Source organism: Amycolatopsis sp. DSM 110486 (genome assembly GCF_019468465.1).
Taxonomy (GTDB): domain Bacteria; phylum Actinomycetota; class Actinomycetes; order Mycobacteriales; family Pseudonocardiaceae; genus Amycolatopsis.
Map to the genome: position 1 here is coordinate 2,213,191 of NZ_CP080519.1, position 21,673 is coordinate 2,234,863.

The 21,673-nt window shown below is 70.4% G+C and carries 21 protein-coding genes; 12 read left to right on the plus strand and 9 right to left on the minus strand.

Features of this window, described 5'->3' with window-relative positions; all coding sequences use genetic code 11:
• Positions 1 to 271 precede the first annotated feature (271 nt).
• Positions 272 to 517: a hypothetical protein gene (locus K1T34_RS10680; RefSeq protein ID WP_220244115.1), complete on the plus strand. Its 246-nt coding sequence runs from the start codon at positions 272 to 274 to the stop codon at positions 515 to 517.
• 88 nt (positions 518 to 605) lie between these two features.
• On the opposite strand, the gene K1T34_RS10685 is transcribed toward K1T34_RS10680, so the two are convergent.
• Positions 606 to 1,382 carry an isoprenyl transferase gene (locus tag K1T34_RS10685; protein WP_220244116.1) on the minus strand — a complete coding sequence of 259 codons (777 nt, stop codon included), beginning with the start codon at positions 1,380 to 1,382 and terminating at the stop codon, positions 606 to 608.
• A gap of 87 nt (positions 1,383 to 1,469) precedes the next feature.
• Here K1T34_RS10685 and K1T34_RS10690 point away from each other — a divergent pair, with 87 nt between their 5' ends.
• Positions 1,470 to 2,153: a hemolysin III family protein gene (locus K1T34_RS10690; RefSeq protein ID WP_370643667.1), complete on the plus strand. Its 684-nt coding sequence runs from the start codon at positions 1,470 to 1,472 to the stop codon at positions 2,151 to 2,153.
• A 77-nt stretch (positions 2,154 to 2,230) separates the two neighbouring features.
• Here the strand turns inward: K1T34_RS10690 and K1T34_RS10695 are convergent, their stop codons facing one another.
• From K1T34_RS10695 to mca, 6 genes are all read right to left on the minus strand, one after another.
• Positions 2,231 to 2,371, minus strand: coding sequence for a hypothetical protein (locus tag K1T34_RS10695; RefSeq protein WP_220244117.1), 141 nt, complete (start codon positions 2,369 to 2,371; stop codon positions 2,231 to 2,233).
• Between the two features lie 129 nt (positions 2,372 to 2,500).
• Positions 2,501 to 4,396: an acyl-CoA dehydrogenase gene (locus tag K1T34_RS10700; RefSeq protein ID WP_220244118.1), complete on the minus strand. Its 1,896-nt coding sequence runs from the start codon at positions 4,394 to 4,396 to the stop codon at positions 2,501 to 2,503.
• 501 nt (positions 4,397 to 4,897) lie between these two features.
• On the minus strand, positions 4,898 to 5,455 hold the full coding sequence (locus tag K1T34_RS10705; protein ID WP_220244119.1) for a hypothetical protein: 558 nt from the start codon (positions 5,453 to 5,455) through the stop codon (positions 4,898 to 4,900).
• A 117-nt stretch (positions 5,456 to 5,572) separates the two neighbouring features.
• A complete protein-coding gene (locus K1T34_RS10710; RefSeq protein ID WP_220244120.1) occupies positions 5,573 to 7,564 on the minus strand; it encodes a thioredoxin domain-containing protein in 1,992 nt (663 codons plus the stop codon).
• Positions 7,565 to 7,633: 69 nt separating this feature from the next.
• Positions 7,634 to 7,969 (minus strand): hypothetical protein, encoded by a 336-nt coding sequence (locus K1T34_RS10715; protein WP_220244121.1) that lies wholly within the window; start codon positions 7,967 to 7,969, stop codon positions 7,634 to 7,636.
• Positions 7,966 to 8,880, minus strand: coding sequence for a mycothiol conjugate amidase Mca (gene mca, locus K1T34_RS10720; protein WP_255638438.1), 915 nt, complete (start codon positions 8,878 to 8,880; stop codon positions 7,966 to 7,968). Before mca ends, K1T34_RS10715 begins: the two co-directional genes overlap by 4 nt.
• A 158-nt stretch (positions 8,881 to 9,038) precedes the next feature.
• Here mca and K1T34_RS10725 point away from each other — a divergent pair, with 158 nt between their 5' ends.
• The 3 genes from K1T34_RS10725 (at position 9,039) to K1T34_RS10735 (ending at position 11,085) form a co-directional block, all read left to right on the plus strand.
• Complete coding sequence (locus tag K1T34_RS10725; RefSeq protein ID WP_220244122.1) at positions 9,039 to 9,494, plus strand: DUF4307 domain-containing protein; 456 nt, start codon at positions 9,039 to 9,041, stop codon at positions 9,492 to 9,494.
• Between the two features lie 198 nt (positions 9,495 to 9,692).
• A complete protein-coding gene (greA, locus tag K1T34_RS10730; protein WP_220244123.1) occupies positions 9,693 to 10,190 on the plus strand; it encodes a transcription elongation factor GreA in 498 nt (165 codons plus the stop codon).
• A gap of 82 nt (positions 10,191 to 10,272) precedes the next feature.
• A complete protein-coding gene (locus K1T34_RS10735; protein ID WP_220244124.1) occupies positions 10,273 to 11,085 on the plus strand; it encodes an MBL fold metallo-hydrolase in 813 nt (270 codons plus the stop codon).
• On the opposite strand, the gene K1T34_RS10740 is transcribed toward K1T34_RS10735, so the two are convergent.
• Positions 11,082 to 11,546 (minus strand): Lrp/AsnC family transcriptional regulator, encoded by a 465-nt coding sequence (locus K1T34_RS10740; RefSeq protein WP_220247110.1) that lies wholly within the window; start codon positions 11,544 to 11,546, stop codon positions 11,082 to 11,084. The genes K1T34_RS10735 and K1T34_RS10740 overlap by 4 nt on opposite strands.
• A 121-nt stretch (positions 11,547 to 11,667) precedes the next feature.
• Here K1T34_RS10740 and hppD point away from each other — a divergent pair, with 121 nt between their 5' ends.
• The 7 genes from hppD to K1T34_RS54660 all read left to right on the plus strand — a co-directional run bounded on the left by hppD (position 11,668) and on the right by K1T34_RS54660 (position 20,411).
• A complete protein-coding gene (hppD, locus tag K1T34_RS10745; protein ID WP_220244125.1) occupies positions 11,668 to 12,867 on the plus strand; it encodes a 4-hydroxyphenylpyruvate dioxygenase in 1,200 nt (399 codons plus the stop codon).
• Positions 12,868 to 13,136: 269 nt separating this feature from the next.
• Positions 13,137 to 13,685 (plus strand): YbaB/EbfC family nucleoid-associated protein, encoded by a 549-nt coding sequence (locus K1T34_RS10750; protein ID WP_220244126.1) that lies wholly within the window; start codon positions 13,137 to 13,139, stop codon positions 13,683 to 13,685.
• Positions 13,686 to 13,724: 39 nt separating this feature from the next.
• The gene (locus K1T34_RS10755) at positions 13,725 to 14,039 is read left to right on the plus strand and encodes a type VII secretion target (RefSeq protein WP_220244127.1); all 315 of its coding nucleotides are present in this window, start codon (positions 13,725 to 13,727) and stop codon (positions 14,037 to 14,039) included.
• Positions 14,039 to 17,971 carry a hypothetical protein gene (locus tag K1T34_RS10760; protein WP_220244128.1) on the plus strand — a complete coding sequence of 1,311 codons (3,933 nt, stop codon included), beginning with the start codon at positions 14,039 to 14,041 and terminating at the stop codon, positions 17,969 to 17,971. Before K1T34_RS10755 ends, K1T34_RS10760 begins: the two co-directional genes overlap by 1 nt.
• Positions 17,949 to 18,386, plus strand: coding sequence for a hypothetical protein (locus K1T34_RS10765; protein WP_220244129.1), 438 nt, complete (start codon positions 17,949 to 17,951; stop codon positions 18,384 to 18,386). The genes K1T34_RS10760 and K1T34_RS10765 overlap by 23 nt, the downstream gene beginning before the upstream one ends.
• Before the next feature lie 64 nt (positions 18,387 to 18,450).
• Positions 18,451 to 18,897, plus strand: a complete 447-nt coding sequence (locus tag K1T34_RS10770) for a hypothetical protein (protein ID WP_220244130.1) — start codon at positions 18,451 to 18,453, stop codon at positions 18,895 to 18,897.
• A 20-nt stretch (positions 18,898 to 18,917) separates the two neighbouring features.
• Complete coding sequence (locus K1T34_RS54660; RefSeq protein ID WP_220244131.1) at positions 18,918 to 20,411, plus strand: hypothetical protein; 1,494 nt, start codon at positions 18,918 to 18,920, stop codon at positions 20,409 to 20,411.
• 6 nt (positions 20,412 to 20,417) lie between these two features.
• Here the strand turns inward: K1T34_RS54660 and ilvA are convergent, their stop codons facing one another.
• A complete protein-coding gene (ilvA, locus tag K1T34_RS10780) occupies positions 20,418 to 21,623 on the minus strand; it encodes a threonine ammonia-lyase (RefSeq protein WP_220244132.1) in 1,206 nt (401 codons plus the stop codon).
• Positions 21,624 to 21,673 lie beyond the last annotated feature (50 nt).

Genomic DNA, 21,673 nt, shown 5'->3' on the forward strand with positions numbered 1-21,673 from the left:
GGTGATCACGCGGTGGCGTGATCATGGAAAAAAGATCACCGAACGCGTTCGAAAGATCCGCGCAAAGGCTTGTACCACGGGGTGGACGAGAATGCATTTCGCGTCCTGAAGACAGGACCGGACCGGGTGAACCACGCGATTTCGGCCTCACACAATGGGCGTACCCGGCACTCATTTCGGCCTCGACGAGGGTAATTTTCTCACTGCGGGACACACCACCGGAAACTTCGGTGCCCCGGATCCCAGATATCTCTACCTAGGAGTGTGCGAAGTGCTGAAGAAGGCTGGAATCGTCGCCGGTGCCGCCGCAGGCCTGCTGATGATCGGCGGCACGGCGTTCGCCTCGCCGGCAGACCACGGCTACACCCCGGACCCGACGTTCGGCGACGCCTACGCGACCTTCATCGAGGGCGGCGGGGCCCTGGGCTTCGGCGCGGCCTCGCTGGTCGCCGGTGCTTACACGGGCATCGCCACCACCCCGGCGCTGGTCCTCCACTCGCTGGAGCACCACGGCTGATAGCCGACCTCGGCTACGGAAGGGCCCGGAGTTCCGACTCCGGGCCCTTCTGCTGTGCTCTGTTCTTGTCCGGCCGGGCTCAGGCGCCTCAGGTGCCGAAGCGGCGGTGGCGCCACGCGTAATCGCGAAGCGCGCGAAGGAAGTCGACCCGCCGGAATGCGGGCCAGTACGCCTCCGTGAACCAGAATTCCGAATGCGCCGACTGCCAAAGCAGGAATCCGGAAAGCCGCTGCTCTCCTGACGTTCGGATAATAAGGTCGGGATCCGGCTGACCGGACGTGTAGAGGTGTTCCGAGATGTGGTCCACGTCGAGGATTTTCGCCAGCTCGCGGATCGACGTGCCCTCGTCGGCGTGCTGCAGCAGCAGCTTGCGCACGGCGTCGGCGATCTCCTGCCGCCCGCCGTAACCGACGGCGATGTTGACCTCCATGCCGGTCCGGTCCTCCGTGCGGGCCGCGGCGGCGGTGAGCTTCTTCGCGACGTCCAGCGGCAACAGGTCCAGCGCCCCCATGATCCGCAGCCGCCACGGCACGGCCGGACCCGCGAGCTCGTCGGTGACGTCGGTGATGATCTTCAGCAGCGGCTCGAGCTCGTCGGGGTCGCGGTTGAGGTTGTCGGTCGAGAGCAGCCACATGGTGACGACCTCGACGTCGGCCTCGCGGCACCAGCTGAGGAAATCGGCGATCTTCTTGGCACCCGCGCGGTGCCCGTCGGCCACGTCGGCGAACCCGGCTTCCCGCGCCCACCTGCGATTTCCGTCGAGCATGATCGCGATGTGCCGCGGATGGCGGCCCCGCGCCTGCTGGATCAGGCGGCGGCCGTAGACGCTGTAGACGACGTCGGACAGGAAGGACCGGAGGCTCACGTCGGCTGAGCGTACGCACCCCCGCGTCACACGTGTGACGCGCCACGGGGGGTGGCGAAAAACCTACGCTCCCGTAGCGTGGGGTCGGTGAGCGTGACGACCGAACCCACACCGTCCGGCCCTGCGCCAGTGGACACCCGCCCGCGCCTGCGCGGCCACATCCACTTCTGGTCCTTCTTCGGTGCCCTCGCGGGCGCCGCCGCCCTGGTGAGCCTCGCCGCGTCGACCGTCTCGCCCCTGGCCGCCCTGGCGACGTCCGTCTACGGCCTGACCGTGCTCGGCGTCTTCGGCGTGAGCGCGCTGTACCACCGCCGCCTGTGGAGCCCACGCGCGTACAAGTGGATGAAGCGCGCCGACCACTCCATGATCTTCCTGTTCATCGCCGGCACCTACACCCCGTTCACCCTGCTGGCCATGTCGAAGCCCACGGGCTACATCATCCTGGCCATCGTCTGGGGCGGCGCCATCCTGGGCGTCGCGATGAAGATGCTGTGGCCGAACGCGCCCCGCTGGCTGGGGGTGCCGATCTACATCGCCCTGGGCTGGGTGGCGGTCTTCGTCATGCCGGAGCTCGCCCAGCACGCCGGCGTCGCCGCCCTGGTGCTGATCTGCGTGGGCGGTCTGTTCTACACGATGGGCGCGGTGTTCTACGCGGTGAAATGGCCGAACCACTGGCCGGAGACGTTCGGGTATCACGAGTACTTCCATGCGTGCACGGTGTTGGCGGCGGTGTCGCATTACGTCGCGATTTGGTTGGCCCTCTACGCCTAGCAGGTGCCCCTGGCGATCACAGCCCCGTTCTCGGCACGTACCTGCAATCCGATCACGCGGAGGACGGTAGCGCGTAGCTACCGCAACAGCAGGAGCACCGCCGCTCCGATCGTGCCGCGCGTGATGAGGAGCAGGAGGGCGTAGCGGAGCGTCGTGGGCCAGCCGGCGGTGGCGGCGGTGAGCAGGGCGGTGTGAGTGGTCCCCCGTGTGGCTGTCAAGGCCAGGACCTCCGGTGGGTGCGGATTGCGGACCCCCCGGCGAGAAGATGTCGCCAGGCGCAAGGGTAGCGGCAGGCGGCCGAGCCGGGCGAGCGGCCGATCAGGTGGCGTCCGCGCGCCGAAGCGGTGTCACGAGTGCAGCATCGGCGCCGCCAGGAACTGTGACGGGATTGCGAAGGCGTCCACGAGGGTGCCCGCGTGGGGACGCAGTGAAGCGCACAGCTCGTTCACCGCGGCGGTCACGGCCTTGGACCGCGAAGTCGTGAGGCGGCCGTGTTCGAGGAACCAAGCCCGGTCCTCCTCGATCGCCGACAGGGCGTACAGATCGCACACCCGCGAGAGCAAAGCCGCGGCCTCCGGATCCGAGCAAGCGTCGACCGCGCGAGCAAATGCCGACAGCACAAGGTGATCCACGTGCACCCGGCCGGCGCGCAGCACGTGGTCCTGCGCGGCGCTGAAGACGCCGAACGGGTCGTCGGCGGCTTTGCGCAGGCGGTTGGCGACGCCGTCGAGGACATGTTCCTCGCGGTCCTCGAAGAGGCGCAGCTGCCATTCGCGGTCGAAGAGCACCTCGGCGTCGTCGGATTCCGTCAGGCGTTCCACGAACTTGCGGGCGGAGGTGCGTTCCAGGACAGCGCCCACCAGCTGCTCGGCGACGAAGCGCGCGGTCGCAAGTGGACTGAGGTCCGCGAAGTGCTCTTTGTATTGTGTGAGAAGGCCTTTGGCCACGAGCTGGAGCAGCACCGTGTTGTCGCCTTCGAAGGTGGTGAAAACGTCGGTGTCGGCTTTGAGGCCGGCCAGCAGGTTTTCCGACAGGTAGCCGGCGCCGCCGCAGGCTTCGCGGGCGGCCTGGATCGCGGCGGTGGCGTGCCAGGTGTTGGCGGCTTTCAGGCCGGCCGCGCGGGATTCCAGTTCGCGTTGTTCCTCTTCGGGCGCGTCGGGCGCGATGTCGTTCAGCTTCGCGACGAGCTCTTCTTGCGCGAAGTGCAGCGCGTATGTCTTCGCGAGCGCCGGCAGGAGCTTGCGCTGGTGGCCGAGGTAGTCGAGGATCACGACCTCCTCGCCGTCAGGGCTCTTGAACTGCCGGCGCTGCTCGCCGTAGCGGATGGCCAGCGTCAGCGCGCGTTTCGTGGCGCTGCCGGCACTGCCGCCGACGCTCACGCGGCCGCGGATGAGCGTGCCGAGCATCGTGAAGAAGCGGCGGCCGTCGCTTTCGATGGGGCTGGAGTAGGTGCCGTCCTCGGCGACGTCGCCGAAGCGGTTCAGCAACGCTTCGCGCGGGACGCGGACGTGGTCGAAGGCCAGGCGGCCGTTGTCGACGCCGTTGAGACCCGCCTTGCGGCCGCAGTCCTCGATCGTCACGCCCGGCATCGGCGCGCCGGAGTCGTCGCGGATCGTCACGAAAAACGCGTGCACGCCACGGGAATCGCCACCCGTCACGAGCTGCGCGAAGACCACTGCGGCGTGGCCGTCGCGCGCCGCGTTTCCGATGTATTCCTTGGTGGCGCCGGGATCCGGGCTGTGGACCACGAACTCCTGCGACGCCGGGTCGTACGTCGCCGTGGTGTGCAGGTGCTGCACGTCGGAGCCGTGGCCGTGCTCGGTCATCGCGAAGCAGCCGAGCAGGTCGAGGTCCATGATGCGCCGCAGGTACTTCTCGTGGTGGCGCTGCGTACCGAGCAGTTGCACGGCGCCGCCGAACAGCCCCCACTGCACGCCGGCCTTCACCATCAGCGACAGGTCGCCGAGGCCGAGCATCTCGAACGACACCACCGAACCGCCGATGTCGCTCTGCCCGCCGTACGCGCGGTCGAACCCGAGCGCCGGCCGGTCGGTGGCGGCGAGTTCGCGCAGCTGGTCGAGTACCTGCGCGCGGTGCGCCTCGACGTCGAGGTCCACGGGGTCGCGGAACTCCTCGCCCGACATCTGCGCGCGCACGCCGCCGCGTAGCTCGGCCCAGCGGCCGTCGAGGACGGCGGTGAGCGCGTCCGGCTCCACCTTCGCGGGAACGGCAGGGATGTCCACGGCTCCTCCGATGCAGCTGGCGGCTACTCACTGGTAAGCCTGCCCCCGCCGCCGCGTCGTCGCAGGTCGAGGTGACGAAGACGACTCGATCGTTTGGTGGTTGTCCCGGTGGGGAAGCCCGCGGCGATGAGTTCACAAGCCACCGCCACGGGGGTCTCTGCGACGGATCGGCGGACTTTGCGAGGACGGTGACGTTTCCGCGCCTGACGGGGACATTCGGGCGACCGGCCTCGGCGCCGATCAGTAGCCGACCGTGCGCGCGGGGGACTTTCGCGCCGCCGCGAGAAGTTGTGTTCCGCGGCTTCGCCGCCAACACAAACGTGCGACGGCAACGAATGGTGGTCAGCTCACGCACGGCGGGGACTTTCGCGCCGCAGGCCCAACTCCACACCGACGACGCTGAGGAAGCACTCACGCGGGCCGGGCGCGTTCGCCGGCCACCCCCACACGCGAAAGGGACTCTCGCGCCGAAGCACGAGAGTCCCCGCCGGTACCCGGCCGTCAGCTCAGGTCCGGGCCCTTCGAGCGCAGGTCGTCGACCTTGGTCATCGCGTCGCGCAGCTCGGCGAGCCACGTGTCGGCGTGTTCGCCCACGAGCCGGACGGCCCAGGCCAGCGCCTCGGAGCGCGAGCGGGCGACGCCGGCCGCGACGAGGGTGTCGAGGACCAGCCGTTCGGGCTGGCGCAGGCGTGTCATCACGGGCGCGGACAGCGTCGTGAACAGCACCTGCGTGCCGCCCAGATTGGCGCCCCACGCGACCTTGCGCTGGTAGCGGTGCTCGGCCTGCCGGGCGATCTCGATGCGCTCGTCGCGCGTGTCCTCGCGGAACCGGCTGATGCGGCCGTCCTCCGCGGCCGCGCGGGCCGCGTCGTCGGCGAACTCGCCGGTCAGCGCGGGCAGCTCGCCCACGATGATGATCTCCTCGCGGTCGACCGTGACCTCCGGGTCGCCCGTGAACCAGCCGTCCGGGAGGCGCCCGCCGAACCAGGCGGCCGCGTCTTCGGCCGACGGCACCTCGGCCTGCTGCCAGCCGCCGCGGCCCTTCCAACCTCGTCCCATGTGTCCCACCACCTTGAAGTGCGTGTACATGTTCGCCTCCGCGATTACATGATTACCTCGCTACTCAAGCTACGCCGAATACACGTCGGGCAGGGCACTGTTCACCAGGGGCGGAACTCAGAGCTGCGCGAGCAGGTCCTCCGCCGAGGTCACCGGGCGATCGCAGACGTAGCCGCGGCAGACGTACGCCGCCGCAGCGCCGTCCACCAGCGGACGGTCCGCCAGCAGCGGCACGCCGGGCGCATCCGGAGCGCCACCCAGCACCACGCCGCCGCCGTGGATCTGCCGCGCGGCCGCCGCGACCAACTCCGCCCGGTCCTCCCCGACGACGGCCACCTGCACCGGCCCCGACTGCGCCGCTTCAGCCACCGAAAGCCAGTGCCCGGCGAAGCGCGGCGCCCGGCCCACCAGCAGGCCGGCGCGCTGCAGGGCCGCATCGGCCGCGTCGCGATACCGCGCGGCCTGCTCGAACCCGGCCAGCGCGGAAGCCGTCAGCAACGCGCCCGCCAACGCCGAAGCCCCCGAAGGGCTCGCGTTGTCCGTGGGGTCGGAAGGGCGCTGTACCAACGTTTCCGCGTCGTCCGCGGTGTCGTGGTACGCGCCCACGGCGTGCGAAGCGAAGTGCGTCAACGCCAGGTCCAGCAGCCGCGAAGCCTCCTCCAACCACCGCGGCTCGCCCGTGGCCTGGTGCAGCGCGAGCAGGCCGTCGGCCAGGCACGCGTAGTCCTCGAGGACGCCCGCCGGCACGCCGACCACGCCGTCGCGCGAGCTGCGCCGCAGGCGGCCGTCCACGAGGTGAGTGGAAAGCAGCAGCGACGCCGCCCCGCGCGCCAGCTCGATCCACTGTGGACGCTCCAGCGCGACACCCGCCTCGGCGAGCGCGGTGATGACGAGGCCGTTCCACGCGGCCACCACCTTGTCGTCGCGCGCCGGCTGCGGCCGCGAAGCCCGCGCCGCCAGCAACGCCTGGCGGACGCGCTCGAAGCGGTCGGCAGACTCCGGCTCACCCGGCAGCTGCAACGTCGACGAGCCTTTTTCGAACGTCCCGGACTCCGTCACCGAAAACACCGAAGCCGCCCAGACGCCGTCCTCGTCGCCGAGCACTTCGCGCAGCTCGGCGGGCGTCCAGACGTAGGTGAGTCCCTCGACGCCGTCGGTGTCCGCGTCGAGCGAAGCCGCGAAGCCGCCCTCCGCGGTCAGCAGATCCGCCTCCAGGAACCGGACGATCCCCTCGGCGACGCCCAGCGAGAACGAAGACCCCCGCCGCGCCAAATGGGCGTAAACCCGGAGCAGCAAAGCGTTGTCGTACAACATCTTCTCGAAGTGCGGCACGATCCACTCGGCGTCCACGGAGTACCGCGCGAAGCCGCCGGCGAGCTGGTCGTGGATGCCGCCGCGGGCCATGGACTCCGCGGTCGACGAAGCGAGCGACAACGCTTCGGCCGAGCCCGTGCGCTCGTGGTGGCGCAGCAGGAACTCCAACACCATCGACGGCGGGAACTTCGGCGCGCCGCCGAACCCGCCGTGGACGGGGTCCACCTCGGCCGCGAGCTTCTCGACGGCGCCGGCCAGCACGCCGGCGTCCACCGCCGAAGCCTGCAACGGCCCGCTCTGCTCGGTGAGGTGCCCGATCAGCCGCTGCGCGCCCTCGCGCAGGTCTTCGGGACGCTCGGCCCACGCCTCCGAGACGGCCACGAGCAGCTGCCCGAACGACGGGATGCCCGGCCGCGGCGTCGGCGGGTAGTAGGTGCCGCAGTGGAACGGCTCGCCCTCGGGCGTGAGGAAACAGGTCATCGGCCAGCCGCCCTGGCCGGTCATGGCCTGGGTGGCGGCCATGTACACCGCGTCGATGTCCGGCCGCTCCTCGCGGTCGACCTTGATGTTCACGAAGTGCGCGTTCATCAGCGTCGCGGTGCCCTCGTCCTCGAAGGACTCGTGGGCCATCACGTGACACCAGTGGCACGCCGCGTAGCCGACCGACAGCAGGATCGGCACATTGCGCTGCCGCGCCTCCGCCAGCGCTTCAGGCCCCCACTCGCGCCAGTCGACGGGGTTGCCCGCGTGCTGCAGGAGGTACGGGCTGGTCGCGTCCGCCAGTCGGTTCGCCATGACACCAGGGTGGCATGGCGCTGGTCGGGGCCAGTCAGGCACGTCGGCGAACCCGCCTGGCGGGCGAGGTCAGTCGGACTTGGCCCGCGCCGGGTCGGCCGGCTCGGCGGCCTTCACCTCGATCTGTTCGCCCGCGTCGTCCGACGCCGGTGTTTCGCCCGAAACCTCCGAGGCAGGTTCCTCCTTGTCGAAGCTCGCCGGCACCTTCTTCAGGTGCTTGCTCATCGACCGGATGAGGAACGCGACCGCGATCAGGAACAGGATCAGCACCAGGAAGCCGACGGGCGAGGACTTGCCGAAGTCCTCGCCCTGACCGCCGTTGTCACCGCTGTCGGGCTGCTGGGCCAGGAACAGGGCCGAGGCCGTCAGCGGGGCGACCGCGACGGCCGGCACACCGAAACTCATGGACTCACCTTCTCCTTGATGCCGGCGAACAGATCATCCTCCGGCAGCGTGCTGTCCACCAGGGAGCGGTTCAGTTCGTACTCCTCGGTCGGCCACGTCTCGCGCTGGATCTCGAGCGGGACCGCGAACCAGCGGCTGGTCGGGTCGATCTGCGTGGCGTGCGCCTTCAGCGCCTCGTCGCGCACCTCGAAGTATTCACCGCACTCGATCCGGGTGGTCACCCGCTCCATGATGTCGGCTCGATCCGGGTCCCAGTTCTTGAGCCACTCCTCGTAGGGCGAGGGCAGGCCGGCCTTCTTGAGCGCCTCGTCGAACAGGAGCATCCGGGCCTTGGAGAAGCCGTGCACGTAGTAGAGCTTGAGCGGCTGCCACGGGTCACCGGCGTCCGGGAAGCGGTTCGGGTCGCCCGCCGCGTCGAACGCCGCCATCGACACCTCGTGGGTGCGGATGTGGTCCGGGTGCGGGTACCCGCCGTTCTCGTCGTAGGTGATCAGCACGTGGGGGCGAAACTCCCGCACCACGCTCACCAGCGCCTCGGTGGACTCCTCCAGCGGCACCACGGCGAACGAGCCCTCGGGCAGCGGCGGCAGCGGGTCGCCCTCGGGCAGCCCGGAGTCGACGAAGCCGAGCCAGCGGTGCTGCACCCCCAGGATCTTCGCCGCGCGCGCCATCTCGTCGCGGCGGATCTCGGCCATGTTGGCCAGCACCTCGGGCCGGTCCATGGCGGGGTTGAGGATGCTGCCCGCCTCACCGCCCGTGCACGTCACGACCATGACCTCATGGCCCTCGGCGACGTACTTCGCCATCGTGGCGGCACCCTTGCTGGACTCGTCGTCCGGGTGCGCGTGCACCGCCATGAGACGCAGGTTTGAGGCGCGGTCGCTCGTCATCAGCTCGTCAGCTCGCACCATGTTCCGAACGACCCTTTCGTGTCCCGTTATTCCGTCGTACCCTGCCCCGGCTCCCAGCCACCGGAGCGGCTCGCGGATACTCGACGACAGGTGGTGCCCCCAGTCGGGCTCCACCCATTGTCCCCACGGGTACGACAAGAACGACCGGAGGCCCGGACTTGCAGACCGGAGAGACCGCAACCGCCGAGGGAGACGCCCACCCGGCGCCGCCCGCGGACCGGTACGGCTCGCCCGCCAAGACCGGGTCGAAGCGCTGGAAGCGCTGGGTTTTCGGCGCGGTCGCCGTGGTCGCGAGCTTCGGCGTGGCGTGGATCGCCTACGTCAACCTCGGCCAGACGTCGATCGACGCCGAGCGGGTGGCGTTCGAACCCCGCCCGGGCAACGCGATGGAGATCACCATCAACGTCACGCGTGACGACCCCGACAAGGCCGGGGTGTGCGTTGTGCAAGTGCAGGACAGGTCCGGCTCCGAGAGCGGCCGGAGAGAGGTGCTGGTTCCCGCCGGGGCCGGCCACAGTCGAGTGAGCACAGTCGTGAAGAGCATCGGGGAACCGGTGACGGCCGACGTGTACGGCTGCTCGTACTCCATACCACGTTACATGTCAACCCCATAGCGGCCAACGGGGTGAAATGCGCGGCGAGTGTCCGCGCGACGTGGAATGGACCGGCGTCGCTGCATCCTGCCGTGATAAGCTGACACACCAGCACGGCCCGAGGCGGGCCGTGTTTTTCCTTTATCCCAGCCGTGCGGGCGCAGTGAGCCCGTGCGGAGGCCGGTTTGAACACCCAAGCCTGGCAGGCCCGACGAGGAGATGGTGACCGTGAGCGACAAGGTGACCTGGCTGACCCAGGATGCCTACGACAGGCTCAAGCACGAGCTCGACGAAATGATCGAGAATCGTCCGGTCATCGCTGCGCGCATCAACGACAGCCGCGAAGAGGGAGACCTCAAGGAAAACGGCGGCTACCACGCGGCGCGCGAAGAGCAGGGCCAGGCCGAGGCGCGCATCCGCCACCTGCAGGAACTCCTGCGTTCGGCGAAGGTCGGCGAGGCACCCGCGGACGACGGCACCGCCGGTCCCGGCAAGGTCCTCACCGTGAAGTACGCGGGCGACGACGACGAGGAGAAGTTCCTCCTCGCCACCCGTGAAGAGGGCGCCGAGGGCGCGCTCGACGTGTACTCGCCGGAGTCGCCGCTGGGCAAGGCCCTGCTCGGCGCCAAGGAAGGCGAGTCGCGCGAGTACGAGCTGCCCAACGGCCGTACGCAGCAGGTCACACTGGTCAAGGCAGTGCCTTACATCGAGGCCTGACCCACCGCGGTCTTCGCGTACCCGGCTCGCATGAGCCGGGTACGCGACTAGCGTGGCCCCTGAACACCACTGGGAGGCCACGATGAGCACAGAACCGCTGTGCCGCACGTGCGGCATGCAGTACCCCGAGCCCCGTGACGACTGCCCGATCTGCGAGGACGAACGCCAGTACGTGCCGCTCACCGGCCAGGCGTGGACCGACCTCGCAACGCTGCGGTCGAGTGGCGAGTACCGCCCGCGCATCGAAGAGCAGGGGCCGGGCGTGATCGGCATCGGTTCCGAACCCGGTTTCGCGATCGGCCAGCGGGCGCTGCTCGTGCGGGCCGAATCCGGCAACTTCCTCTGGGACTGCGCCGCTTATCTCGACGACGCGCTGGTGCGGCAGGTCACCGACCTCGGCGGCATCACGGGCATCGCGATCAGCCACCCGCACTACTACACGACCATGGTCGAATGGGCCCACGCCTTCGACGTGCCGATCTACCTTCACGAAGCCGACCAGGAGTGGATCGGGCGCCCCGACCCGTCGATCCGGCTGTGGTCGGGCACCACCCTCGACGTGGCCGACGACCTGCGGCTGATCAACCTCGGCGTGCACTTCACCGGCGGCACCGTGCTCCATTGGCCGGCCGGTGAAGACGGCCGCGGGGCGCTGCTGTCCGGCGACATTGTGCAGGTCATCCCCGACCGCACCCACGTCGCTTTCATGTACAGCTACCCGAACCTGATCCCGGAACGGCCGAGCGTGGTGCGGCGCGCGGCCGAACTGCTGGAGCCCTACGCGTTCGACGCGATCTACGGCGCGTGGTGGGACCGGATCGTGCGCAGCGACGGGCACGAGGTCGTGCAGCGTTCGGCGAAGCGGTACCTGGCCCACACTCTCGACGCGTTCTAACCGCGCGCGGTGCGTTCCAGCAGCGGACGCACCCGCGGTGGCACCGGCGTGGACAGCGCGATCGAGGTCGACGTGCGCAGCACGCCGTCCACGCCGACCACCTCGTCGATCACGCGTTGCAGGTCGTCGTTGTCGCGCGCGACCAGGCGGACGAACAGGTCGCCCTGCCCGGTGGTGGCGTGCACCTCGCACACCTCTTCGATGGCGGCGAGCGCCTCGGCGACGCTGCCGCGCCGGCCCTGCGCGATCTCGAGCACGGCGAACGCGGTGAGCCCGTAGCCCATCGCGGCGAGGTCGAGCTCGGGCGGGAAGCCGCCGAGGATGCCGCGTTCGGTGAGCCGGTCCAGGCGCGCCTGCACGGTGCCGCGCGCGACGCCGAGGCGGCGCGCGCACTCCAGCACGCCCAGCCGGGGCGAGTCGGTGAGCAGCAGCAACAGCCGGGCGTCGAGCGAGTCGAGCACGGTTTCCTCCCTGCGCAGGTTGTCCACGTTGACCGCAGCTTACGGCTTGCCGCTGGGCACATTGTCCAGCGAATTCGGTGACCGTTGCTCATCTTGCCGTGGCGCAACCATGCTTCAGGGCATGACCCACACCATGGATCCGCAGGGCGCACTCGACGACGTCAGCTTCGACCAGCTCCGTCAGCTCGTGGGGCTCGTCGAGCACGACGCCAGCAAAGACCCTTTCCCGGTCAAGGCACTCGACGCGGTGGTTTTCGTCGCCGGTAACGCGACGCAGACCGCGTGGTTCTACCAGGTCGCGTTCGGCATGCAGCTCGTCGCGTACTCCGGGCCGGAGACGGGCCGCTTCGACCGCAAGGCGTTCGTGCTGAAGTCGGGCTCGGCGCGGTTCGTGATCACCGGCGGCGTGCGGCCGGACTCACCGCTGCTCGACCACCACCGTCGCCACGGCGACGGCGTGAGCGACCTCGCGCTGGAGACGACCGATGTGGACAAGTGCGTGGCGCACGCCCGCGCGCAGGGCGCGACGATCCTCGAGGAGCCGCACGACGTCTCCGACGAGCACGGCACCGTCCGGATGGCCGCGATCGCGACATACGGCGAAACCCGCCACTCGCTGATCGACCGGTCGCGCTACGACGGCGTGTACCTGCCCGGGTTCGAGGCGCGCGACAGCACGGTGACGCGGCCGGCAGATGCGCCAAAGCGGCTGTTCCAGGCGGTGGACCACTGCGTGGGCAACGTCGAGCTCGGCAAGATGGACTACTGGGTCGACTGGTACCACCGCGTGATGGGCTTCGTGAACATGGCGGAGTTCGTCGGCGACGACATCGCCACCGACTACTCGGCGCTGATGAGCAAGGTCGTTTCCAACGGCAACCACCGCGTGAAGTTCCCGCTCAACGAACCCGCTGTGGCGAAGAAGAAGTCGCAGATCGACGAGTACCTCGAGTTCTACGAGGGCGCCGGCTGCCAGCACATCGCGTTGGCCACCAACGACATCATCGCGACGATCACCGCGATGCGGGCCGCGGGCGTCGAATTCCTCGACACGCCTGACTCCTACTACGAGGACCCGGAGCTGCGCGCGCGGATCGGCGAGGTGCGCGTTTCGATCGAAACGTTGCAGGAGCACAAGGTTCTGGTCGACCGCGACGAGGACGGGTACCTGCTGCAGATCTTCACGAAGCCGATCGGCGACCGGCCCACGGTGTTCTACGAGCTCATCGAGCGGCACGGTTCGCTGGGCTTCGGGAAGGGGAACTTCAAGGCGCTGTTCGAGGCGATCGAGCGGGAGCAGGAGCGCCGGGGCAATCTCTGACGCCCTTGCGGCGCCACAGGAAACCCTCGATCGGCGTGGTTGTCAAGGATTGAGTGGTGCGAGCGGCCCGTTCGCGACAAAAAGTCGCGGGCGGGCCGCTTGCCACGTTTTGTGTCGGCGCGGGCACGTACAGTCGATTCAGGTGCCGGCGAGACCGGTTGACCCGGATGGCAAACTGGGCCGATCGGATCAATTCGGACGGCACCGGAACCTGGGGCGGGCCGGATCCGTCACTGTGGGGAAGTCGGCTCGAGAGGAACGGGGGCCCGATGTCGGACGGCGTCGACGCCAGTCAGCGGATGGTGGACGGCTGGACGCGGCAGCTGCAGGAGACGGCTGCGCGCTACCAGGCGATGGCCGACCGCATGCAGGGCCAGACCGTGACCGAGCGGGCGAAGGACGGTTCGGTCGAGGTGACCGTGGATGCCAAGGGGCTGCTGAAGAACCTGGTGATCTCCGAGTCCGCGGGCGGCAAACGGATGGCCGAGGTGTCGGCACAGGTGATGCAGCTCGTACAGAAGGCGCAGGCGCGGATTCCCGAGCTGCTGCAACAGGTTGCGAGCGAGACGCTGGGCACCGACGCCACCGGCGACAAGCTCGTGGAAGACGCGAAGAGCACGTTCCCCGCACCGCCGCCGGAAGAGCCACCGCCGCCGCCGGCACCTGTGCACCGGTTCGGGCCCGAGGATTCCGACCCGCCTCCCCCGCCGCCGGCCGCGCCGCCGCGGCAGCAGGCCCCGCCTCCGCCACCACCGCGTCGCCGCCGGACCGAGACGTCCGACGATGACGACGATTTCGGCGGCTCGATCCTCTCCTGATTCAGGTTTCTTACACAGCCATCCTGGGGGATGAACACCATGGCACCTAAGGGATACGAGGTCGGCAGCGACCTCGAGGCGCACGCGGGCCAGCTCGACGGGATCAGCGACGGGCTGCGGCAGGCCGTCGACGCCGCGAACCAGGTCAGCATGCCCACCGACGCGTACGGCATCCTCTGCCAGCCGTTCCGGGCCATGCTCGACCCGGTGGAGGAGTTCGGCATCAACGCGTTGCAGAACACCGTGACGGCGATGGACGCGCAGGCGCAGAAGGTCCGCAACGCCGCGCAGGCGTACCAGACCTACGAAACCGGCACGACCGACGCCATCGCTTCCACGAAGGTCCCCGACTGATGGCCGACGGCAACCCGCTCGTCGTCCAGGCGAAGCAGGACGGCGACGGCCCCGGGCCGCTCACCGCGGGCAACGGCGACTACGGCTACGCCACCGGCATCGGCGTGGCCGAGTCGGCGATGGACGCGTTCAACGGCATCAAGGACGGCGACTGGGTTTCCGGCGGCCTCGGGGTGCTGAGCCTCGCGGGCGAGATCGCGGGCGCGGCGATCGACCCGTTCGGCTACCTGATGTCGTCGGTGGCGTCGTTCCTCATGGAGCACGTGCAGCCACTGAAGGACATGCTCGACTCGGTGGCGGGCAACCCGCCCGTGATCCAGTCCTATGCGGACACTTGGGGCAACGTCGCGAAAGCGTTGCAGGACAGGCAGGCCGACTACACCAACGCGGTCAAGACCGGCACCGCGGAGTGGACGGGCGACGCGGCCGACGCGTACCGCAAGGGCGCGGCGGAGTGCGCGGAGGCCCTCGGCGGGGCCGCCACGGTGGCGAGCGCGATCGGCACCGTCACGATGATCATGGGCCAGGTCGTGTCGTTCGTGCGGGAGACCGTGCGGCAGCTGATCGCCGACCTGGTGGGCAAGTTGATCTCGTGGGTGATGGAGGAGGTCTTCTCCCTCGGCTTCGGCACGCCACTGGTCGTCGCGCAGGCCGTCACGGCGATCTCAAAGTGGGGCGAGAAGATCAGCGGCCTGCTGACCAAGCTGTGCGACACGATGCGCCGGGTGTCGCCGCTGCTGGGCAAGCTGGCCGACGTCTTCACGAAGATCATCAAGATCCTGGGCAAGCTGGCGGGCAAGGTCACGGGCCTCGACGTGATCAGCACGAAGAACATCAAGGCCGGCGGGTTCGCGCACCGCACGGGCGGTGGCGGCTCAGGCGGTGGTTCGCACCACAGCGGTTCCGACGGTGACGGGGACTCGCCCGGCGGCGAGGGTTCGGACAGCCCGGATGGCTCGGGCAGTTCGCATTCGGGTGACTCGGACGCCGACAGTTCCCACTCCGGTGAGCCGGACTCCGGCAGCTCGCGGTCCGGCGACTCGGATTCCGGTAGTTCGCACTCCGGCGACTCGGACGCCGACGGCTCGCACTCCGGTGACGGTGACTCCGCGTCGTCGAGCCCGGACGGCGGTGGTCCCTCCACAAGGGACGGTTCTTCCGGTGACTCGTCGCGCCGGAGTACGGGCAACGGCACCCACGACGGCAACACGGGCGGGGCCGGCGGCGACAACTCGGCGTCGACGTTCAGCGGCGATTCCCCTTCCCACAGCAGCTCCGCAGCGCACAGCACCAGCGGTCCGTCCGGTGGTGGGTCGCCGAGCCACGCCGGTTCGTCCTCGAGCTCGCCGAGCCACGCGGGCAGCTCTACGCCGTCCGGTGGCGGCAGTTCCGCGCCCTCGCACACGGGCGACGCCCCGAGCGCCCACACCGGTGACGCGCCGAGCTCGTCGCACGCCGGCAGCTCGCCGTCCGGCGGCTCCGCGCCCCACAGCACCGGCGGGTCCGGCGGCGGTGCGCCGACACACTCCGGCGGCGGCTCTTCCGGGAGCAGCTCGCCGTCCGCGCATCAAAGCTCGGGAGACAGCTCGACCTCGGCGTCGGGCTACGCGCCGCCGAAGGTCGACGAGCCGGCGCCCAGCGCACCCGCTCCGCGCACCGGTGATGGCGGGAGCCCGTCGGGCTCCACCACGCCGAACCAGCCCGTCGCCGGTGGAATGCCGCCGCAGGGTGTTGGCGCGCCGGCGGGTTCGCCGTCGGGCGGCGGTCCCGGTGGCACGCCGGCAGCTCGGCCCGGCAGCGGCGGCGGCTGGACGGGCACACCGGGCAGCCCGGGCGCGCGCACTCCGGAGCCCGCAGGTCCTCGCACCGGCCCCGATCGCGGGCCCTCGTCACGGCGACCCGGTGAGGGTCCTGAGCCCTCGTCGCGGCGACCCGACTCGGGGTCACCGCGCCGCCCCAGCGACCCGAACACGCGCTCACCCCAGGGCCCCGACGGCCCGCGCCGCCCGGGCGACCCGGCCGCGAGCGGGCCGCGGCGGCCGAGTGACGCGCCGGAGCCCGTCGCGCGTGGTGGCTCGCCGACGGCGACCCGCCCGGAGGCCGACAGTCCACATCGGACTCCCGATGGCAAGCCCGGCGACCGGACCCCGCGCCACGGCGAGCCGGACGGCGGCGCTCCCCATCACAACGAGCCGGACGACACGGCACCTCACCACGACACCGACGGCTCACCCGACCATCACGACAACGCCGACCATCACGACAATCCCGATGACCACGACCCGTCCGATCACCACGACAACCCCGACCACGACGGCGGACCGCACCACCACGACGACGAACCCCTGACGCCGGACGAGGTCAACCAGCACCACTCCGAAAGCACGCCGGCGGGCAGCTCGTACCACCGCGGTGACACGGACCTGGGCGACCTCCCCCACCGCGTGCAGCCGGATCCGGACGGGCGCTACACCGTCGACGTGCATGTGACGGCCGACGGGCACGCGCGCATCGGCGACCGGCACTACACGCCGGAGGAGTTCGCCGACGTCCTGCGCCACAACGCGGACTACGACGGCCGTCCCATCCGCCTGATCGGCTGCGACGCCGGCTCCAACGACTTCGCCAACCGGCTCTCGCGCGAGCTCGACACCGACGTCATGGCGCCGACCAGACCGGCCTGGACCGACTCGAACGGCCGGGTCTTCTCGTCCGACTACGAGATCGGCCCGGACGGCCGGATGCGGCCGCGGATCCCGCCGGACGGCGAGTGGTCCGTGCACCACCCGGACGGCACGTCGCACCACGCCGGCCAGGACGGATTCGCGCCCGAGTCGCACCACCACGACCCGCACGACGTCGACGCCGACAGCGCCCACGCCCGGGGAGACGACGCCGCCGCGGACATCCCCGAGGAGGAGTTCGACCTTCCTCCGGCGACCCGCACGTACAACCCGGACTCGCCGGAGTTCGACCGGCGGTTCGTGGACTGGGACCGGCCCGACGACTCCGAGTTCGCCGGCCCGCGCCACCGCGACGGCCACCCGGACATCGACTCGCCGCGCGACATCGACGACGTACCCGCGCGGACCAGCAACGCCGACCCGAACCCGGACGGCGTGCCGCAGACGCTGCACGGCGAGCGTCCGCTGGCGGGCAACGCCGAGTACCACGTGTCCTACGAAAACGGTGCCAGCACACGGTTCTACACCGACGCCGACGGCCACGTCACGCACGTCGAGGCGACGTCCGGCACGTCGTCGCCCAACCACAACCCCGACCTGCGCTACCCGCTGATCCCGGGCGCGCAGTACCGCGTGCCGAACTTCCACGACTCGGCGAAGTCGTGGACCTTCCACATCGGCGAGAACGGCAAGCCCGACGCGATGACGGGCGACCCGATCTTCGACGGCCGCAACGACACCTTCCGCGACACCAACTCGCAGAACCGCTCCGGTGGTGAGGGCAAGGAGGCGTTCGCCGACCACCCCGAGTACGGCGACAAGTACGAGAAGGTGCGCTGGGCGGGCGGCCACCTCGCGGCCAACGAGATGGGCGGCCCGGGTGAGTACGTCAACATGCACCCGCAGATGGCGGCGTCCAACAGCGGCAACTACCGCGACGGCTGGATCCACGAAGCGTCGTGGCGCAACCAGGAGACCGAGCTCGGCAAGTTCGCGAACACAGAAGGCCAGGACATCCAGAACTACCAGGTCGCCATGCACGGCGAGAGCAACGGAGTGCCGGAGAGCGTCACCATGCGCTGGCAGGAAGTGGTTTACAAGACCGACGCCAACGGGCACGTCGTCGTGGAGAACGGGAAACCCGTCGAGATCTCGCGCGTGACCAAGGAGCGCGAGTTCCCGAACAACCCCGCGGACATTAACTTCGGAAAGAACAGGCAGTACAGTGACCGATCCCGTTCCCGCTGAAATCGCGACGGCACTGGGGAACGCGGCGCCGCCCGGGTGGGCGGAGATCGTGCTCACGGTGTCGGCGACCGTGGTGGCCAACGACTTCGCGCTGCAGGTGCGGATGCGCGACGGCTCCCCCGGCTCGATGGAGCTGCCCGCGCCCGCCAAAGCCGCGTTCCGCGCGCTGCGCGACGAGATGTACGAACCCGGCCGTGGCACGTGGTTCTCCGCGAAGGTCGTGCTGCGCCCGGATTCGTCGCCGGAGTTCACCTACGACCTCGACGGCGACCCGAACTGGTGGCCGCCCTTGCACCCCAGCGCGTTCACGCGTGATCTGGAGGCCTACCCGCGCGACGACGAGCACGTGCCGGCGTGGCTGCGGAAGCTGCTCGACGAGGGCGGCGAGCAGGACCGCCTGCGGGCCCAGGAGTGACCGCGGGGCCCGTGCCATGATGGGCCCCGCCCGAAAAGTCCGAACGATCAGGAGGACACGACCGATGCCGTTCAAGTGGCCGGAGCTGGACCCGATCCAGCAGAACGAGCTGCTGGGTGAGATCACCACGGCCGTGGTCGAAGCCCTGCCGCCGGGCTGGCAGCAGGTGATGATCGACTACCGCATGGTCGGCCGCAACGTCGACGTCGCCGTCGGCGTGAAGGACCCCAGTGGCACGTTCCGCCCGTGGGACCCGCCGGTGGACGTCTGGAAGATGTTCCAGCGCCTGCGCGGCGGGATGTACACCGAGGGCGAGGGGACGTGGTTCTCCGCGCGCTTCGGCATCGAGCCGCCGAGCCGGTTCACGATCCAGTACAACTGGCGCAACGAGCCGGACTTCGACCCGTACCCGGCCGCGCAGCAGTTCGCGATCGAGCAGGAGCGGTTCCCCCGCACCGAGGAGTTCATGCCCGACTGGTTCCGCGAGCGGCTCGCCGCCGCCGGCAACTGACACCACCGCGGGGAGACGCATTGAGCCAACCGCCGGCACCCCTGAGCCCAGCCCAGCAGCAGGACCTCGTCCAGCGGATCGGGCAGGCCTGCGGCTCTGCCGTGCCGCCCGGGTGGCGGCAGCTGCGGGTCGAGTACCGGGCCGTGGGGCGGCACGTCGAGGCCGACGTGTTCACCACGGCCCCGGACGGGCGCGACTACCCGGCCCGCCCGCACCCCGAGGCCGTCCGCCTCCTCGCCGTCCTCCGCGGCGGCATGTACCGCCGTGGCCGCGGCACCTGGCTCAGCGCGACGCTCCTGTTCACCCCCCGGCAGCCACCCCGCCTCGACTTCCGCCCGGACGTCGAGCCGATCTGGCGCCGGCCGCCCCCGCAACTCGGCTTCCAGGACGAGCTGCGGTTCTTCCCGCGCTCGGAGGCCTTCATCCCGCCTTGGCTGCGGACGCGCGCGGGGCTGCCGCCCCTTCCGGCACCGTGGTCGCCTGACACACCACCTCCGCCGCCCGACCGCGCGGTGGCTCCGCAGCCCAGCCCGGCCGCTATGCCTCCTCCCGTTGCGCCGACACCCCACGCCGACGCGCCCGCCGCACCGCAGGTCAACGCCACCGCAGCGCCGGCGAGCGGCGTCGCAAACGACACCGCTCCAGTGCCGGCGGACGAGCGCACGGCAGCTGCGCAAGAAGGCACCGCAGCACCGCAGAGCGCAGCGCCACCGCCCGTTGTGCCGGCGTCTCACACCGCCGCACCTGCCGCGCCGAGACAGGATCTCGCCACTTCGGCGCCGACGGACGGAAACGCAGCCCCCGCCTCGCCTCAGGAGAACACCGCCGTCGCGGCGCCGGCGAGCGGTGGCACACCCACGGCTCAGCCGCGAGAAACGATCGGCGTGGCAGCCGCCATACCGACAGAGGGCGGCACTGAACCGGCACCGGACGCGGGCGCTACGCCCGCAACTCAGCAGCAGGACGCGACCGCGCCCGTACCGGCGGCCGAGGCAGCAACCGTCGCGCCGCTAGAGGGCATTGCCGCGCCGGCACCGGAAGGTGGCGCTTCCCCCGCGGCACCCGCGGAGGAAGCGGCCGGCCCCGTCGCGCCGGTTGAGCCCGGCGTCGCGGATCCGCCGGCGACGACCGCGGCCGAGATGCGGACGCCGCGGGTGTACGACGGCCTCGACGAGGCCGGGCGGCCCGTGGTGGAGCGAGAGGCGCTGCCCGAGGCGGAGCGCGAGCGGGTGCTGGCCTACCTCGAATCCGCGCCAGCCGTGTTGGCGTCGCGGAGTTTCGACGTCGACGCGTTCGATCCGGGGCGCGTAGACGCTGTGCCGTTGACGTTCCGGACCGATGGCATCTGGGTGTGGCCAGGCGCCGTCGCGTACTACCTGCGGGAGCACGCCGTGGCGCCTGACCCTGAGCTGCTGAGCCACATCCGCGGGCGGCGGTTCGAGGTGCCCGAGGTCGGTGAGCCGGCGCGGGAGCTGGCGTTGGCGGCGGTCACCGGGGAACAACCAGTCCACTGAGGACGGTCACGGGACGATGGTGAATCCGGCGTCGGCGAGGGCGGCCTCGACCGCCTTGCAATGTTCGGGGCCGCGGGTTTCGAGGGCGAGCGCCACGTCGACCTCGCCGAGGGCGAGGCTGCCGGAGATGCGGGAGTGCTCGACGTCGAGGACGTTGGCGCCCAGCTCTTTCACACACGTCAGCACGGAGACGAGCGAGCCGGGCCGGTCGGGCACGCGCAGGTGGAGCTTGAGGTAGCGGCCGCCGGCCGTCATGCCATGCTGGATGATCTGCTGGAGCAGCACGGGGTCGACGTTGCCGCCCGACAGGATCGCCACCACGGGCGGCTCGAAGGCGCCCGGGTGCTGCATGAGCGCGGCAACCGTCGCGGCGCCGGCGGGCTCGACGACGAGCTTGCGCCGCTCGAGGCACAGCAGCACCGCGCGGGACAGCGACTCCTCGCTGACCGTGACGACGTCGTCGACCAGCGAAGAAACGTGCGCGTAGCTCACCGGACCCGGCTCGCCGACGGCGATCCCGTCGGCCATCGTGTGCAGCTCGCGAAGGCGCACGGGCGAGCCGGCCGCCAGCGAAGGCGGGTACGCGGCGGCGTCCTCGGCCTGCACGCCGACCACGCGGATGTCGGGTCGCAGGCCCTTCACCGCCGCCGCGACGCCGCCGACCAGGCCGCCACCGCCCGTGGCCACGAGCACGGTTTTCACGCCAGGCACCTGCTCCAGGATCTCCAGGCCGACGGTGCCCTGCCCGGCGATCACGTCGACGTGGTCGAACGGGTGGATGAACACCGCCCCGGTGCGCTCGGAGAACGCGATGGCCTCCGCCAGCGTCTCTTCGAGGACGGCGCCGTGGAGGTGCACGTCAGCGCCGTAGCCGCGGGTGGCCGCGAGCTTCGGCAGGGGCGCGCGCAGCGGCATGAAGACCGTCGACGAGATCCCCAGCAGTGACGAGGCCAGCGCCACGCCCTGCGCGTGGTTGCCGGCGCTGGCCGCCACGACGCCGCGGGCGCGTTCCTCTTGGGTGAGGCCGTGGATGCGGGTGTAGGCCCCGCGGATCTTGAACGAGCCGGTGCGCTGCAGGTTTTCACACTTGAGGTAGACCGGGCCGCCGTGTAAGCGCCGCAGGTCACGGGCGTGTTCCATGGGGGTCACCCTGGTGATGCCCTCGAGGAGCTTGCGCGCCTCCTCGATCCGCTCGATGCTGACCAGTTCCATAGGTCGCGATGATGCCACCGACGGATGGGCGAGGTGCCACCGCCGCGGGA